Origin of the sequence: Streptococcus parasanguinis (assembly GCF_000963275.1) — a bacterium.
Classification (GTDB): domain Bacteria; phylum Bacillota; class Bacilli; order Lactobacillales; family Streptococcaceae; genus Streptococcus; species Streptococcus parasanguinis_B.
In genome coordinates, this window is record NZ_JYOW01000001.1 from 1,476,037 (window position 1) to 1,493,581 (window position 17,545).

At 41.2% G+C, this 17,545-nt stretch carries 14 protein-coding genes; 9 read left to right on the plus strand and 5 right to left on the minus strand.

Annotated features, from left to right (window positions below):
- Positions 1–136: 136 nt before the first annotated feature.
- The 3 genes from TZ97_RS07145 to TZ97_RS07155 all read right to left on the minus strand — a co-directional run bounded on the left by TZ97_RS07145 (position 137) and on the right by TZ97_RS07155 (position 3,405).
- Positions 137–2,476, minus strand: a complete 2,340-nt coding sequence (locus tag TZ97_RS07145) for an endonuclease MutS2 (protein ID WP_045759868.1) — start codon at positions 2,474–2,476, stop codon at positions 137–139.
- A gap of 73 nt (positions 2,477–2,549) precedes the next feature.
- Entirely contained in the window at positions 2,550–3,104 is a 555-nt protein-coding gene (locus TZ97_RS07150) for a CvpA family protein (RefSeq protein WP_045759869.1), read from the minus strand.
- Between the two features lie 10 nt (positions 3,105–3,114).
- Positions 3,115–3,405 carry a hypothetical protein gene (locus tag TZ97_RS07155; RefSeq protein WP_003005477.1) on the minus strand — a complete coding sequence of 97 codons (291 nt, stop codon included), beginning with the start codon at positions 3,403–3,405 and terminating at the stop codon, positions 3,115–3,117.
- A gap of 136 nt (positions 3,406–3,541) precedes the next feature.
- Here TZ97_RS07155 and rnhC point away from each other — a divergent pair, with 136 nt between their 5' ends.
- The 3 genes from rnhC (at position 3,542) to recD2 (ending at position 7,595) form a co-directional block, all read left to right on the plus strand.
- On the plus strand, positions 3,542–4,441 hold the full coding sequence (gene rnhC, locus TZ97_RS07160) for a ribonuclease HIII (RefSeq protein ID WP_045759870.1): 900 nt from the start codon (positions 3,542–3,544) through the stop codon (positions 4,439–4,441).
- A gap of 3 nt (positions 4,442–4,444) precedes the next feature.
- On the plus strand, positions 4,445–5,095 hold the full coding sequence (gene lepB / locus TZ97_RS07165) for a signal peptidase I (RefSeq protein WP_003008799.1): 651 nt from the start codon (positions 4,445–4,447) through the stop codon (positions 5,093–5,095).
- A 67-nt stretch (positions 5,096–5,162) separates the two neighbouring features.
- Complete coding sequence (gene recD2 / locus TZ97_RS07170) at positions 5,163–7,595, plus strand: SF1B family DNA helicase RecD2 (protein ID WP_045759871.1); 2,433 nt, start codon at positions 5,163–5,165, stop codon at positions 7,593–7,595.
- A gap of 8 nt (positions 7,596–7,603) precedes the next feature.
- Here recD2 and dinB read toward each other — a convergent pair whose 3' ends face one another.
- Positions 7,604–8,710 (minus strand): DNA polymerase IV, encoded by a 1,107-nt coding sequence (gene dinB / locus TZ97_RS07175; protein ID WP_045759872.1) that lies wholly within the window; start codon positions 8,708–8,710, stop codon positions 7,604–7,606.
- 259 nt (positions 8,711–8,969) lie between these two features.
- Here dinB and pflB point away from each other — a divergent pair, with 259 nt between their 5' ends.
- The 4 genes from pflB to TZ97_RS10930 all read left to right on the plus strand — a co-directional run bounded on the left by pflB (position 8,970) and on the right by TZ97_RS10930 (position 13,916).
- Entirely contained in the window at positions 8,970–11,285 is a 2,316-nt protein-coding gene (gene pflB, locus TZ97_RS07180) for a formate C-acetyltransferase (protein WP_045759873.1), read from the plus strand.
- Between the two features lie 416 nt (positions 11,286–11,701).
- On the plus strand, positions 11,702–12,460 hold the full coding sequence (locus TZ97_RS07185) for a threonine/serine exporter family protein (protein ID WP_045759874.1): 759 nt from the start codon (positions 11,702–11,704) through the stop codon (positions 12,458–12,460).
- A gap of 4 nt (positions 12,461–12,464) precedes the next feature.
- Entirely contained in the window at positions 12,465–12,932 is a 468-nt protein-coding gene (locus TZ97_RS07190) for a threonine/serine exporter family protein (RefSeq protein ID WP_031575574.1), read from the plus strand.
- A 675-nt stretch (positions 12,933–13,607) separates the two neighbouring features.
- The gene (locus tag TZ97_RS10930) at positions 13,608–13,916 is read left to right on the plus strand and encodes a hypothetical protein (protein ID WP_235287946.1); all 309 of its coding nucleotides are present in this window, start codon (positions 13,608–13,610) and stop codon (positions 13,914–13,916) included.
- Positions 13,917–14,361: 445 nt separating this feature from the next.
- On the opposite strand, the gene TZ97_RS07200 is transcribed toward TZ97_RS10930, so the two are convergent.
- Entirely contained in the window at positions 14,362–15,669 is a 1,308-nt protein-coding gene (locus tag TZ97_RS07200) for an MFS transporter (RefSeq protein ID WP_045759875.1), read from the minus strand.
- A 659-nt stretch (positions 15,670–16,328) separates the two neighbouring features.
- On the opposite strand from TZ97_RS07200, the gene TZ97_RS07205 reads away from it, so the two are divergent.
- Both TZ97_RS07205 and TZ97_RS07210 read left to right on the plus strand, forming a co-directional pair.
- A complete protein-coding gene (locus TZ97_RS07205; RefSeq protein ID WP_045759876.1) occupies positions 16,329–16,949 on the plus strand; it encodes a tetratricopeptide repeat protein in 621 nt (206 codons plus the stop codon).
- Between the two features lie 248 nt (positions 16,950–17,197).
- Positions 17,198–17,428 carry a hypothetical protein gene (locus TZ97_RS07210; RefSeq protein ID WP_045759877.1) on the plus strand — a complete coding sequence of 77 codons (231 nt, stop codon included), beginning with the start codon at positions 17,198–17,200 and terminating at the stop codon, positions 17,426–17,428.
- Positions 17,429–17,545 lie beyond the last annotated feature (117 nt).

Consider the following 17,545-nt stretch of genomic DNA (forward strand, 5'->3'; position numbering starts at 1 on the left):
TGCCTCTATTATAGCACTTTTAAAAAGGAGGACCTACTGAAAATCAGATTTAAAAGCGAATCCTTTTCAACAACTTTCAAATATTTTCATTTTATAAAATTTTAAAAAACCTAGCTGATAAACAGCTAGGTTTCGATTATCCTTTAAACGTGACAATGGTCGCGCCACTTCCACCTGCATTTTGGGGGGCGTATTCAAAACTTTTGACGTGTTTGTTGCGGCGGAGGTACTTGGTCACCCCTTCACGGATAACACCCGTCCCGATCCCGTGGATGATATCGACTTGGGCCATGTTGTTGAGCAGGGCCTGATCGATAAAGCCATCGAGCTCTTGCATAGCCTCTTCATAGCGTTTTCCACGGAGGTCCAGACGCGCTCTTGGCCCACTCGTGTTCGAACGTTTGACGACATTCACCTGGCGTTTCTTAGGTTGAGCCGCTTCTTTTTCAGCCTTGATGAGGTTGAATTCTTTTTCTTCCAAGGTCATCTTGATCAAGCCGACTTGCGCCTCCCAGCGGCCATCTTTGAGTTGCTTGACCAGGGTTCCGCGTTGGCCATAGCTGATAACCAAGATTTCATCACCTACCTTAGGAGCACGCGCCTTTTTAGCTTTTTTCAAGACCTTGTTTTTAGAAAGGTCAACGGTTTCAGGCGCTAGTTTTTTCAACTGAGCCTTGGCCTCAATGATCTCATGTGGTTTTAACTGGGATTTAGCGTGAAGCCCTTGAAGGATACGGTCACTCTCTGAGAGGGCCATGTCCACAATTTCCTTGGCCTCTTCTCTTGCCTTATTGAGCTCTGTTTCTCTCTCTCTGGTCAATTCGTTATAGAGCTTTCGAAGAGCGCGATTGAATTTGAGATTTTCTTGCTCGACCTCTTGAATGGTATCCAAGCGCTTGCGACTTTCTAAGGTCTGCGCCTCCAATTTTTCAATAATTTGATTGACATCATTATCCGTATTGGTCATCTTCATGGCATCCTGGATAATAGTCTCAGACAAGCCCAAACGGCGGGCAATTTCAAAGGCATTGGAGCGGCCAGGAACTCCTTGCATGAAGCGATAGGTCGGACGCAGACTCGCTGTATCAAATTCCATGCTGGCATTTTGCACTCCTGCAGTCTCAATCCCGTAGGCCTTGAGCTCTGGATAGTGGGTTGTCGCCATGGTCTTAATCCCGCGTAAGCGCAGGTCTTCTAGAATGGCAATAGCAAGGCCAGCCCCCTCTTGAGGATCGGTTCCAGCCCCCAACTCATCCAGAAGGATCAAGGAGGCGGTATCCACTTGATGTAAGATAGATACGATATTGGTCATATGACTGGAGAAGGTCGACAAGCTCTGCTCGATCGATTGTTCATCTCCAATATCTGCAAAGACCTGTGAGAAGATCCCCACACGACTACCTGGATCCGCTAGGATGGGAAGACCAGACTGGGCCATAATTTGCGCTAGTCCCAGCGTTTTTAGCATGATGGTTTTCCCCCCTGTATTGGGACCGGTAATCACAATTTCTGTCAAGTCCTCGGTAAAATGCAGGTCATTCGCGACGGCATTTTCAATCAAGGGATGACGTAGTTGCAAGAGCTGAATAGAGCGATTGTTACTAACCTCTGGTACCACTGCCTTACAATCGCGCATAAACCGATACTTGGCCTTGATCAAGTCTAAGTGACCGATAATCCAAGCGTTGTTAGCAATCTCTGCTGCGTGAGGGCGCAGGGTGTCAGACAATTCCTCCAGAATCTGAATGATTTCATACCGTTCATCGGCTCGATGATTGGCAATTTCTTCATTAAGATTGACGACTGCTCGAGGCTCGATATAAACGGTATTCCCGCTAGCTGAGATATCGTGGACCACCCCTGCAATCCGGTTGCGATAGGTATTTTTTACGGGTAGAACATTGCGGCCATTCCGACTAGCAATCACAGCATCCGCCAACATATCGGCCTTGCTTTTCAGCAGGTCTTGTAGAATCTCTCTGACCTGATGTTCATTTTCCTGGATTCGGCGGCGGATTTTGGCCAATTTTTCGCTAGCAAAAGACTCGACAAAGCCTCCTTCGTTGATAGCTTGAAGCCCACCTTGTAGGCGAGGAAGATCCACCAAGTTGTCAAAGAGGCGATTGAGCCTTTCCAGACGGACATTTTCCAGGTTGTCGTAGAAATCCTTGAGCTCATGTGTCACCCGAAGGACAGCTTTTAGCGCTAGTAATTCATCGATATTGAGGGATGCCTCCATCTCCAAACGCTTGGCCACTGGACGGACATCTTGAATGGTCGATACGGCAAAGCGAGGCTCTTCCAAGAGGATCTGCCCCATATCTTCTAGCTCCATAAAGGCCGTTTCGATGCTTTCTTTTTTATCAGTTGGAGTAAGGGCTGCTAGCTCCATCTCCCCTTGTTCTGTCTGTAGATAAGGTTCAAAGAGTTGCTTGACCTTGTCAAACTCCAGAATATCTAAGATTTTTTTGTTCATATTTCTCCTACAAAAAAAGTGAGCGTCCTTCTTTGAATCGGACTTGTCTCACTCCTTTCTTCATTTTTGCTCCTTAAGCTCCGATAATCGCAGTCACCCACAAGTTGTGGAGCAGACTGGAACTGATCGGGGTATGAAGGATGATAAAGCGGATCAATCCACTTGCATTGAGTCTATTTTGGATGGAAGCCATGGGAACCGTTGAGAGGACAGTCAAGCCCATCTGGATGACCAAGAGAGTTATCACGACGGCGATCACGCCCGCTCCAATTTGATACTTGCGATCCTCCAGTTTTTCTGGCTGAGGTACCAAGTGCATAAAGATCCCAATCACACGACCAATCAGATAGATCATCGCAAAAATCAATACATATGCTAAACCTGCATAAAAGATGTCATCTAATTGAAATAGGTAGCGGTTGGCATAAAAATAATTCACCGATTGCTGGGTGGGACTCGAAAAAGGCACCCATAGAGACAACACCTTGGCCAGTCCCTTGTAGCTGCCACCTGCAATCAAGAGGGCCACTAAGGTCACTAGAAAGTAATAGGACTGGAGGATAATCCCTCTTGCATAGCCAATATAAAAGCTCCATGCCAAAATCAATAAGATTAAGAAAGTTAACATGTATCTCCTCTTATTTGGATGATTTATCCTTTAAGTCGTCTAAAGCCTTGCGACGAAAATCATCTAATTCTTTTTCTTTGTCATCAAACTCAATCTCGCGATTCAGCTGCATGGACAAACTGTTTACTGCCAATAAGATCGCGATGGTTTCATCATCTGCCTCTGGCATTTGTTCCTTAATTGCTTGGTATTTTTCTTTCGCAACACGTTCGACTTCTTCCATAAACAAATTATCATGGTTGGTTGTTAAAGTGAGCGCTTTGTTTCCAAATGTAAATTTATATCTATTTAAGCTCGCCATAAAAATCACCTCACGGTATTATACCAAAAAAGGCTAGCTTTGTCAGTAGCAAAGCCCCTCTTCACAGGGATTTTCCAGTGGATTCTTTCTTTCTTTTTGCTCCCTCTCTCCTTGAATTTGTGGTACAATAGTGGTTATGGAAAGTATGACACTCACTCCAACACAGGAGCAAATCCTTGATTTTGTCCATACCTATCGCAACTCTCTCTCTCAAAGCAAGAACCCTCATATGGATTATTTCTTTCGACTAGAGGGAGCGACCGTTTCGATCTACAAGTCTGGAAAAGTCTTGCTTCAGGGCAATGACCTTACTCCTTACTTGGCCTTTTTCGGGCAAGATGCTGGAAACCCTAAAGGTTCTACTACTTCATCTGCAGGACAAGATTTAGCCATGATCGGAACCGACGAGGTCGGAAACGGCTCTTATTTTGGTGGACTCACCGTCGTTGCATCCTTTGTCACACCTGACCAGCACGACTGGCTCAAAAAGCTCGGTGTGGGGGATTCAAAAACCTTGGATGATCGAAAAATTCAGCAATTGGCTCCTCTCCTTGAGGAAAACATCCAGCACCAAGCACTCTTATTGTCTCCAAAGAAGTACAATGAAGTCATTGCTTCTGGCTACAATGCGGTTTCGGTCAAAGTGGCCCTGCACAACCAGGCTATCTATCTTCTATTAAATAAAGGAGTCCAAGCAGAGCGAATTGTGATCGATGCCTTTACGACGGCTAAAAACTACCAAAAATACGTGAAAGCTGAAAAAAATCAGGTCACCCAAGCCATTGAGTTGGAAGAAAAAGCAGAAAGCAAATATTTAGCGGTTGCAGTTAGTTCCATCATCGCCCGCAATCTCTTCCTTCAAAATCTGGAAGATCTGGGCAAGGAACTGGGCTTTAATCTCCCTAGTGGAGCAGGAGCGAAGTCAGACCAAGTCGCTGCTAAATTGCTTCAGACCTACGGGATGAAGGCTCTGGATTATTGTGCCAAACTCCATTTTAAAAACACAGAAAAAGCAAAGAAATTACTAGAAAGATAAGTTATGTCAAAAAGAAGTTCAAAACAGTCATCTAGCTCACCAGTGGTGAGATTCCTTAAAGAATGGGGCCTCTTCAGTATTATTGTTGGTCTCATTATCGCCTCTCGCATCTACCTCTGGGCTCCGGTCAAGGTGGACGGCCATTCGATGGATCCAACCCTAGCAGATAGCGAGTATCTCCTTGTGGTCAACCACCTCTCAATTGATCGTTTCGACATTGTCGTTGCCAATGAAAAAGACGACGACGGCAAAACCAAGGACATCGTCAAGCGGGTCATCGGTCTTCCTGGAGATACTATCCAGTACGACAACGATACCCTCTACATCAATGGGAAAAAGACCAACGAGCCCTATTTGAAAGACTACATCGCTCGTTTCAAAAAAGATAAATTGCAATCAACCTACACTGGAAAAGGCTTCGAAGAAAACGGAGAACTCTTCCGCCAATTGGCCAATACAGCCCAAGCTTTTACAGTAGACAAGGATGGCAATCCTAAATTTACCTTGAAGTTGCTCGACGATGAATACCTCCTACTTGGAGATGACCGGATCGTTTCAAAAGATAGCCGTCAGGTCGGAGCTTTCAAGAAAGAACAAATCAAAGGGCAAGCCGTCTTTAGACTCTGGCCGATCTACCCTTTCAAAACTTATTAGTATAGATTAACAGACTGAGGCTGAGACAAGTATGTCCCAGCCTCGCTTCATAAAAAGGAAAGAAATGATGGAATATTATTTTTCTGGTACTATTGAGCGCATTATTTTTGAAAATCCTAGCAGTTTTTTTCGAATCCTCTTGCTCGACATCAGCGATACCGATGCCGAAGATTTTGATGATTTTGAGATTATTGTGACAGGAACCATGGCAGATATCATGGAAGGCGAAGACTACACCTTCTGGGGTGAGCTGGTCCATCATCCTAAATACGGAGAGCAGCTCAAAATCAGTCGCTATGAACGTGCCAAACCCTCTAGCAAGGGCTTGGTGAAATATTTTTCCAGCGATCACTTTAAAGGAATTGGTCTCAAAACAGCCCAAAAAATCGTGGACCTCTATGGGGACGATACCATTGACAAAATTTTGGAGGCCCCTGAAAAATTAGAAGGAATCACAGGTCTCTCCAAGAAAAACCGCCTGGCTTTTGTGGAAAAACTCCGTCAGAATTACGGAACGGAGCGCATTCTCGCCCAACTAGCCAACTATGGCATTCCCAATAAATTGGCCTTTCAGATCCAGGATTTCTACAAGGAAGAAACCCTCCAGATCGTGGAGCAACAGCCCTACCGATTGGTGGAAGATATCCAAGGCATGGGCTTTAAAATCGCGGACCAACTAGCCGAAGAATTGGGGATTGCAAGTGACGCCCCTGAGCGTTTCCGCGCGGGCCTGATCCACAGCCTTTTTAGCTACTCTATCGAGACTGGAAATACCTTTATCGAAGCCAAGGACCTCCTGCGCTATACCATTGACCTTCTAGAATCCGCTCGTCCAGTAGAATTGGATCCTTCCACTGTCGCCCAAGAATTAGGACGCCTCATCGAGGAAGACAAGGTCCAAAACGTGGACACCAAGATCTTTGACAACAGCCTCTTCTTTGCGGAGGAAGGGATTCGCAGTCATATCGGTCGATTATTGGAAAAAGGAAAGTCGACTTCATTTGACCCTGAGAAAATCAACCAGGCGATTGAGGCGGTTGAAAAAGATCTGGGAATTCGCTACGATGCGATTCAAAAAGAAGCGATTCACCAAGCGATCCAAAACAAGGTCTTTATCCTCACAGGGGGTCCTGGGACAGGAAAGACTACCGTTATCAATGGGATGATCAGTGTCTATGCCCAACTCCACCAGCTGGATCTTCGGAAGAAACAAGACCTGCCGATCCTCTTGGCTGCCCCAACAGGACGGGCAGCTAGACGCATGAATGAGCTGACAGGACTTCCGAGCGCCACCATCCACCGCCATTTGGGGATGACAGGAGATGATGACACCAGCCACTTAGAGGACTATCTGGATGCAGACTTCATCATTGTGGACGAATTTTCCATGGTTGATACCTGGCTGGCTAATCAATTACTCAGCAACATCGCAACAGATACCAAACTCTTGATTGTGGGAGATGCCGACCAATTACCTTCCGTCAGCCCTGGTCAGGTCTTGGCTGATCTCTTGCAGATCCCAAGCATCCCTCAGACCAAACTCGAGCATATTTTCCGTCAGAGTGAGGACTCGACCATTGTCTCACTAGCAGGAGATATTCGCCAGGGCAAGCTTCCTCAAGATTTCACAGAACGAAAAGCCGACCGCTCTTATTTCGAAGCCGGAAGCGAACACATCCCTAAGATGATCGAACAAATCACTTCTGCTGCCCTTCGTAGTCAAATCCCTGCTCGAGATATCCAAGTCTTGGCACCCATGTACAAGGGCCAAGCCGGCATTGACAATATCAATACGCTCATGCAAGACCTTCTCAATCCAGCTGTCAAAGATCAGGTCGTCTTTGACTCGCCAGACTGCCAATACCGCGATGGAGATAAGGTCATCCATCTGGTTAATGATGCAGAAAGCAATGTCTTTAACGGAGATATCGGCTACATCACCGATCTTCTCCCAGGAAAATATACAGAATCCAAGCAAGATGAATTGACCATCCAATTTGATGGCAATGAAATCGTCTACCCGCGCAATGAATGGTACAAGATTCGCTTAGCCTATGCGATGAGTATTCACAAATCGCAAGGAAGCGAATTTCCGGTAGTGATTTTACCCATTACCAATCAAAGCCACCGGATGTTGCAACGTAATTTGATCTATACTGCCATCACGCGCTCCAAGAGCAAACTGATCCTCTTAGGGGAATACAGCGCCTTTGATTACGCTACTAAAAATACCGGTACTGCGCGCAAGACCTACTTGGTGGAGCGCTTCAAGGACCTGGACGGAGGCGAGGCGACCAAAGACTCTTCTTCAGCCGTTGCCACCGCTTCTGCTACAGTCGAATCCGCACAAAGCAAGGAAGGGACTGTTGAAAGGAAGGCTGAGCCTGATGAACCGACTGTCTATCGATTGACAGAAGACAATCTTCACACCATCTCTCCTATGATCGGACTGACTGAAGAAGAGATTGCAGCCTTTTTTGACATCAAAAAATACGACTAGTGCACAAACTAGTCGTTTTCTTTTTCTTCCACCAAAGGCAGCTCAGTATGATCGACGAAATTGGTCATGGTGACACCCAAGAGGCGGATTCCAGTATTTGTCGATTCAATTTCTTGAAAAATTTGGCGAGCGGAACGATTGATCCGCTCAGCCTCTCGTGTTGGCTCCGTCAATGTCATCCGCTTGGTCAGGGTGGTGAAGTCTCCATAGCGCACTTTTAAAACCAAGGTCTTTCCTTGCTTGCCGTGTTTTTCCAGCGATTGGGCTACCTTACTGGACAGATTGGCAATTTCTTCTACAATATCATCTTCAGCATAAAGGAGCTTGCGGTAGGTCCGCTCTTTTCCGATCGACTTGCGGATACGATGGCTCTTGACAGGGCTATTGTGAATCCCTCGCGCCTTGCGGAAGAGATCATAGCCAAAGCGTCCAAACCGATCGATCAAGGTCATCTCCGGGATGGCTAAAAGATCCGCACCAGTATAGACACCCATCTCATGCAGTCGCTCCAGTGTCTTCTTTCCTACCCCGTGAAATTTGGCAATGTCCATCTGGCTCAGGAAATCCTCGGCATCCTCCGGCAAGACCACCGTTAGGCCACGGGGTTTTTGGTAGTCACTTGCCATCTTGGCCAAAAACTTATTATAAGAAACACCCGCTGAAGCTGTGAGATGTAGCTCTTCCCAGATCGCATGCTGAATCAAGCGAGCGATTTTGACAGCTGATTTGCTCTGGATTTTATTTTCCGTCACATCTAGATAGGCTTCATCAATACTCATAGGCTCGATCAGATCTGTATAGCGCTTAAAAATCTCACGAACCTGCTCACCCACTTCTCGGTATTTTTCATAATTTCCAGAGATAAAGATCGCGTGGGGACAAAGGTCCAACGCTTCTTTAGAACTCATAGCCGAATGAATGCCATATTTCCGTGCTTCATAGTTACAGGTCGAGACCACACCTCTCCCTCCTGATTGACGAGGGTCCTGGCCAATTACGACAGGCTTCCCCTTTAAACTAGGGTTATCTCTTTCTTCGACGGCAGCAAAAAATGCATCCATATCAATATGAATAATCTTGCGACTCGTATCATTCACCAATGGAAATATCAGCATTTTTCACCCTCCTATTTTCTATTATAAGAAGAAAATTTCAGAATTGCAAAAATCGACTCTCCAGAAAACATGAAAATTGATGAAAAACTGTGCTTGTTTTCAAAAATATAGTACAGTATCGCAGAGGATTTGAAACTGTATTACAAAAGAATCTGTTGTTTTTCGCAATTCGCCTTTGTGTAACCGATTTCTGTATGGTATACTACTATTGTAAGTGCAACAGATATAGTTGCTAGAAAGACAATAGAGGAAAATAAAAATGGTTGTTAAAACAGTCGTTGAAGCACAAGATATTTTTGACAAAGCCTGGGAAGGCTTCAAAGGTGAAGATTGGAAAGAAAAAGCAAGCGTTTCTCGCTTCGTTCAAGCTAACTACACACCATATGATGGTGATGAAAGCTTCCTAGCTGGTCCAACTGAACGTTCTCTTCACATCAAAAAAATTGTTGAAGAAACGAAAGCTCATTATGAAGAAACTCGTTTCCCATACGATAACCGTCCAACATCTATCGCTGATATCGCAGCTGGATATATCGATAAAGAAAACGAAGTGATCTTCGGTATCCAAAATGATGAATTATTCAAATTGAACTTTATGCCTCGTGGTGGTATCCGTATGGCGGAAACTACTTTGAAAGAAAATGGATACGAACCAGATCCTGCAGTTCATGAAATCTTCACAAAATACGTTACAACTGTAAACGACGGTATCTTCCGCGCTTACACTTCTAACATCCGTCGTGCTCGTCACGCTCACACTGTAACTGGTCTTCCAGATGCTTACTCTCGTGGACGTATCATCGGGGTTTATGCTCGTTTGGCTCTTTACGGTGCTGACTACTTGATGGCTGAAAAAGCAAACGACTGGAACTCTATTACTGAAATCGATGAAGAATCAATCCGTCTTCGTGAAGAAGTAAACCTTCAATACCAAGCACTTCAAGAAGTTGTTAAATTGGGTGACCTTTATGGTGTAGACGTACGTCGTCCTGCCTTCGATACAAAAGAAGCGATCCAATGGACAAATATCGCCTTCATGGCTGTCTGCCGTGTGATCAACGGTGCTGCTACTTCTCTTGGACGTGTGCCAATCGTTTTGGATATCTACGCTGAACGTGACTTGGCTCGTGGTACTTACACTGAATCAGAAATCCAAGAATTCGTTGACGATTTCGTTATGAAATTGCGTACTGTTAAATTTGCTCGTACAAAAGCTTACGACCAATTGTACTCAGGTGACCCAACCTTCATCACAACTTCTATGGCTGGTATGGGTAACGACGGACGTCACCGTGTTACTAAGATGGACTACCGTTTCTTGAACACTTTGGACAACATCGGTAACTCTCCAGAACCAAACTTGACAGTCCTTTGGACTGATAAATTGCCATATAGCTTCCGTCGCTACTGTATGCACATGAGCCACAAACACTCTTCTATCCAATACGAAGGTGTGACAACAATGGCTAAAGACGGATACGGTGAAATGAGCTGTATCTCATGTTGTGTATCTCCACTTGACCCAGAAAACGAAGAACAACGCCACAACATCCAATACTTCGGTGCTCGTGTTAACGTGCTTAAAGCTCTTCTTACTGGTTTGAACGGTGGTTACGACGATGTTCATAAAGACTACAAAGTATTTGATATCGATCCTATCCGTGACGAAGTTCTTGAATTCGAATCTGTTAAAGCAAACTTCGAAAAATCTCTTGACTGGTTGACTGACACTTATGTAGATGCTTTGAACATCATCCACTACATGACTGATAAGTACAACTACGAAGCAGTTCAAATGGCCTTCTTGCCAACTCACCAACGCGCTAACATGGGATTCGGTATCTGTGGATTCGCTAACACTGTTGATACATTGTCAGCTATCAAGTACGCTACTGTTAAACCAATCCGTGATGAAAATGGCTACATCTACGATTACGAAACAATCGGTGAATACCCACGTTGGGGTGAAGATGACCCACGTTCAAACGAATTGGCAGAATGGTTGATCGAAGCTTACACTACTCGTCTTCGCAGCCACAAACTTTACAAGAACGCTGAAGCAACTGTTTCACTTCTTACCATCACTTCTAACGTTGCATACTCTAAACAAACTGGTAACTCTCCAGTCCACAAAGGGGTATACCTCAACGAAGATGGTTCTGTAAACTTGTCTAAATTGGAATTCTTCTCGCCAGGTGCTAACCCATCTAACAAAGCGAAAGGTGGATGGTTGCAAAACTTGAACTCACTTGCTAGCCTTGACTTTGGTTATGCAGCTGATGGTATCTCACTCACTACTCAAGTTTCACCACGTGCTCTTGGTAAGACTCGTGACGAACAAGTTGATAACTTGGTAACGATCCTTGATGGTTACTTCGAAAACGGTGGACAACACGTTAACTTGAACGTTATGGACTTGAACGATGTTTACGAAAAGATCATGTCAGGTGAAGACGTTATCGTTCGTATCTCTGGATACTGTGTAAACACGAAATACCTCACTCCAGAACAAAAAACTGAATTGACACAACGTGTCTTCCACGAAGTTCTTTCAATGGATGATGCATTGAGCTAAGATTCAAATAGATGAAAAAACCAGCCGTTTCCGACTGGTTTTTTCATCCTCATCGCAAGATTATTCTGAATTTTGAAAGAGTTTAAGAGCCCGCTATATAGAGTTTGACAGCGCTTCCTCCGAGTGTTATAGTAGAGCTGTAAATAAGATAGAAGGGGTGATCCTATGTTTTTAACATTTATTTTCGCTATTATTTGGCTCTTTATTCTGATTGCACTGATCTTTTTAGCAACCCTTCTCGTCCAGGATACGACCGTGCAGCACCACCACCCGAGTTAACGAATCTTAGGGCTAGACAATAGCTATTCTAAATGAATTCATAAGGACAAGAAACAAACTAGAATTGTTAGATTTTAGTTCTGTCTCTCGTCCTTTTTTGCTATAATAGAAACAGATTATTTAGTAAGAAGGAAATTATGGAAGAGTCAAAACAGATCAACCAAGTGATCGACGTCCTGATGTTAGCTGGAACCCTCCTTATAGAGAGCGGTTCTGAGATTCACCGGGTCGAAGATACCATGATCCGGATCGCCCATTCACAGGGAATCGTCGATTGCAATGTTTTAGCGATGCCAGTCGCTATTTTCTTTTCAATTGAGAACGCCAATGTCACGCGCATGAAACGGATCTTGCGGACCAATTACAATATCGAAAAGGTCTGTGATGTCAACCAGATCTCTCGTCAACTAGTCTCTGGAGAGATGGATCTCGAGCACGCTTACCAGGCCCTGAGCGAGTTGAAAAAAAAGCGTGTTCCTTATACCAATCTCCAGTTGACCATTGCGGCAACCCTCAGTGCGCCTTTCTTCTCCATCATGTTTGGAGGAAATTTCTACGATGCCATTGGAGCGGGCATTGCAACTGTCTTTGCCTTTGCTTTTTCACTTGTCGTTGATAAATACGTGCGCATTCCTTTTGCCACTGCTTTTGCGGCCGCCTTTGTCTTTGGTTTTTTAGCCCATATCTGGACGCGCTATAGTGGTTTTCCATCCAATACCGATCTCATTATCGCAGGCTGTGTCATGCCCTTCGTTCCTGGGATCGCTATGACCAATGCTGTCCGCGATCTCATGAATTACCACCTCAACTCTGGGATGAGCAAACTCTTTGAGACTCTCCTCATTACTCTTGCCCTTGGTGCCGGTACAACCGTTGCCCTCGTCCTTATGAAATAAAATCATGAACTTAACTGAATTTTTAATCCAAGCGGTGGCCAGTTTGATTGCCATCATCACCTTTTTAATCGTCCTAAATGTGCAGCGCTCCATGCTGATTCCTGGAGGAATCTTAGGGATGGGCATCTGGCTACTATACTATATTCTAAAAGGCCCTACCAATGTTATCGTAGCAACCTTTATCGCCGCTATCGTGGGATCCTGCATTAGTCAGATTTTAAGTATCATTCTCAAGACGCCTGTCGTGGTCTTTATGTTGTCCATTCTCGCGCCCTTGGTTCCTGGATATATTTCCTATCGAACTACTTCCTTTTTTGTCAGTGGCCAATATCGTCAGGCAGTGACCAGCGTGACCCTGGTGGTTATTCTGGCCTTGGTGATCTCCATCGGGATGGCTAGTGGATCTGTCGTTTTGAAACTCTACCATTCTTATCAACGCTATCAAAAAAGAAAAATGACCAATGCTAACTAGCATTTGTCATGTTGGTAACAAAGTCTTCTTAAAACTTTCCTTAGGTGAGCACGGACGTCAGCGAACTTCGTAGAAGTTCCATGACTTAGTTTTGGACCTAAGGTTCCAAAACTCCCGAGTGCTAGAAACAATAGTGTTTCTAGCACTTTTCTCACGGCGGAAAGTTTTTGTATTTTCTTGATTCATTTTAACAATTGGAACTCATTTTTATTTTTTGAAGAAAACTAAAAGTTTATGTACAATTGACTAAACTAAAGCTAAACCATTGATACAACTGAATTAGAAGCATAAAGTACATTCTTTAAAAAGTGTACTTTATTTTTGTTTTGTAAATTATTCTGAAACTACTTTCACATATTAAAAATTGAATCTAAATTGCTGTAGGCCTATAATAAAGATAGGAATAATAAGAATTCTTCCTAGAAAGGAGTATACTGTATCATATGTGACAGTATTATAAATGAATCATGAAAAAAATAATTACTATAGTACAGTGCATTTTGTTCCTCGTGTCTCCTTACATAGCTAGAGAACTATGCTTGATGAGTAAAAATCTGGTGGATAATATGTTCCTCACATTCTTTATCATGCTAACAATTTCTTTTTGGCTTGGTATTTGGAAGTTGGGAGATCTTGTGGGAAATCCAAAATAGAAAGTAAAAAGTTGTGCTAGAGATGAGATTTTTATTTATTTTAATTATTAATACACCTTATTTCTTTTATTTAAAATGGAAGGATAAGCCTAAACAAAAAAATAAGTCCTTTTGTTATCTTTATAAGTTTTACATGATTTACTTGTGGTTTATCTTCATAATTTCCATAATGGCTATCGGTATTTTATCCCTTGGAATAGTAGCTGGTATGGGAAGAAAACTTCCGTTTGGTTTCTTTGTTTTATCTTTTTTATTTGTAGTTCTATTTAGTTTCTATATTTTTAGTATTCTAAAAGAGATAAAGGAATTAAAGCAAATAAAAGGTAAGTAAATAGATAGACGTAATCTAATTTGAATTGTCTTTATCTGGACTATACATCAAAATAAACAAGAATAGGGAAAAGTCTTTAGGATCAAAAAACGCATAATATTAGGTTTTGAAGAACCTTGATACTATGCGTTTTATTGTGGGGAGATTTACTTTATTTTCTCCTGAAATTGAGTTTTTACCTAGTATCGTTTTACTTCCGATTAGAGATAACAAATTTATCAATGAATAGTAAGTGATATAATGCAAGTACAAATCCCCAGAAACTACCACGAAGAGAAAATTCTTGATGATTAAGAGGAAGCAAATCACGGTTTCCTATATAGATGCATGTCAAAATCACAAATAGAATCCAAAATAAATCAGTCCATTTATATTTTGAAAAAAGACAAGGTGTTTTATCCTTGTCTTTTTCGTTTTACGTTTTAGTACTGCTTTTGTTTCAATGTCAATAAATGTGTTCTTTTTGGAGTATTCTATAGATTCGAGGTAACATTATCACGGTATAGATCAGGAGAGAAACACCTCCAAATATGAATATAAGACCTCCGTTTATGTCCTTTTGAAATAGATAAGTAAATACAATGGTACCTATCGGCATGATAGACGTATTTAGTGTGAACAAAGTACTCATTACTCTTCCTAAATAATTTGTTTCAATGCTACTTTGAAGATAGGTCATGACGACAATATTTAGAATAACAAGAGTGAATGCGATAATTCCCATAAATAAACCGCCAACGGAAGAAATAATCACTTGGGTGTTAGTAGTTGCAAATGTAATACCCAAACCAACGATTGCGATGGTTAGAAGAAAAAGTGGAATGCGAATTCTATTAGAGAGAAGTGTATTATTTTCTTTTTTGTCTGGCAATAGTGACATAGACACACTGGCTAATAACATTCCAACTGCAGACATTGTTTCTAGGATACCTACTGTTGCATTATCTAATAAGAGTTGCTCTTTGACTACAAATGGCACTCCAATGCTAATGGAAGTATAGAAAAAATTCAGTACAACACTAACAAGAATAATATATTTGACAATCTGATTTTCTTTTAAGAATTGGATAATTTCTTTGACTCCATGTTGATGCTTTTCAATCTGTTTAATCTTAGCTTCTTTCACTTCGTGTTCATAGAAGAATTTCATGGTAAGTAAGACGCCTAAAGAAAGGATATTTGCAATGATTTCTATAAGAATAAAGCCTGAGAAGCCTAACCAATTATAAAGAATGACTCCAATAGCTGGGGAAAGCATGGTTGCGATAGCGATGGCGGTTTGTGTAACAGAACTTAATCGTTGAATTTTTTTATCGTTTACTAACTCGTGGATAGAAGCTGAATAACAAGTATCATTGATGTTAACTGTAATAGAGTGGAATATGACAAACGGGATTACTAGATATAAGATAGTAGATGAATTCGTTAAAAAATAAAAAGCATAAAACAGAAGAAAGATTATAAGCCTAAAGATAAAATTATAAATTAAGATCTTTTTATGACGGTATCGGTCTACTAAATTACCGATTGGAACCAAGAAAATCAAACTAACTAAAGGATAGATGATCATATTGATTCCAAAACTCATTGCGGATTTTGTTTGGTCCAGTAACATTAATCCTAAAGCAAAATTAAAAGCTTTTCCACTTAAAGAACTAATAAAACTACTAATAAAGTCTTTGATAATTTGTCTATTAGACATTTGATCACTTATTAAATTCTTAATATTAGCCCCCTCCATTCGTTTCAACATTGCTTTGGTTATCTAATCCTATTCAATGAACCTGTGTTGTAAGGTAATTGGGATAGTAGATAAAACATAATTTTTGTTAATTAAGATTTTACCAATTATACTAATAAAAGTATATTAAAAAATGTAGAAAATATTGTATTTATGTTTACTCATTATATTTCTCTCTTGCTTTGACATTATCTAAATTGATAACTTCTTACGTACCTCTTCTAAAATAGGATATATTTTACAATCGTTAAAGGATTTCAAAATGAAACAGATTGTTTTATTTTGCTTTTTGTAGGCTTTAACTTCATTCTAGATGTTGATACTATTTATCATAACGCTTGACGTCGCTTTCAAACGGGAGTAAAATAATATTGAGGACAAGATGGTTAATCTCTTTTATTTAGGAGGTGTCAGATATGCAAATCTATTTTGTTTATTCTATTTTCTATCTATTATCACGCGTAGTAGCACTTGTAGTTCTAGCTTTTCTTATTAAGTTACTCATTGCTCGTTTAAAAAGAAACTAAGTAACATTTTGCCCAAATAGTAGTTATTTGGGCTTTTTGCTATACTTTAGCCTAGTGGATTAAATTTATAAAGATAGGATTTAGCATATTCTTATTGAGTGATTTTATTTTATGAAGGTTGTTTATAGGTAAGGGGGAAAATAGATGGTTTCTAAAATTGATGTGGCTTGGGACTTGTTTCTGGAGGGAAAAACATCAGAAGCTAAAAAGTTGGTTGAACAAGATTTTTCCATTGATACCTGTACAGATTTTAGCCTTTTAAATCTGATGGGGTATTTATTATTGGCAGAAAAAGACTATGCCTCGTGTACCCGTATCTTTGAGAAATACATTTTATTAGCTCAACAAAATGAAGACAAAGAACATGAACACATTGGATTACATCAATTAGCTATGATCTACAGAGATCAGGGTGATTTTCATAAGGCTTTAAAGCTCATTGAAGATGAAGAGAAGATAATTGAAGAGCATTTTCCCAATGATAATCTAAAGAAAGCTATAAATAACTACGAACAAGGCTATTTGAGATTGAAATTAAACAATCTTGATGAAGCTCTTACATTCATGAATCTGTCACTGGAACAATCTTTAGAGACTGATGATGTGATTTCTCAGGCTTGTAGCTATAGAGGGTTAGGGGAAATTTATTTAGCCTTGGAAGATAAAGGATTAGCCAACACACATTTCAAACGAGCTATAGAACTTTTCGAAAGTGTTGGAGAGTTTGAAGGGGTAAAGGAAATTGAGGAATTGATTAATCGATGATTTTGCATTTAGATTTTGTCATTAGTTTGCTTAAATAAAGTACATAATTGACATGATTAGCTCAAAAAATTTTTTTGTTACTAAAGTAATCGCTTCACTTATCTTAAAATAGTTTTTTTCCATTCAAACTAATGCAAAATAATATTCGTTTTTCAATTTCTCTAAGTGTTATCGCTTGCATTTTTACTTAAAAGGAATACAATGATAGTGAAAAAACAAATCCTTTAAAGTATGCGAGGTGCTGTATGATGATAAGCAAGTATATCAAGTATCTTCCTTGGATGATCCTAGGAACCCTCTCCTCCTATCTATTAGCAACTGATTATGCCCGCAATTCATTTGACTTGTTCTATCTGACCTTGAACTTTACGATTGTGTACATCGCTTTAATCGTCTTCTACGAAAAAGTTCTAAGAGACAAATGCAAAGAACTCTTCATACGAATCATGAGCAATCCTAAAAAAGATAAGCAAGGATAAGAGTTAAAGAGGCTGGGACAAAAGTCCTAGCCTCTCAATTGTTTTTGGATTATCGAGCAAGACGCAGTGGTTGAGTGGGCTCTACTACGCTGATTTCATCAGCTTTTACAGCCCTAC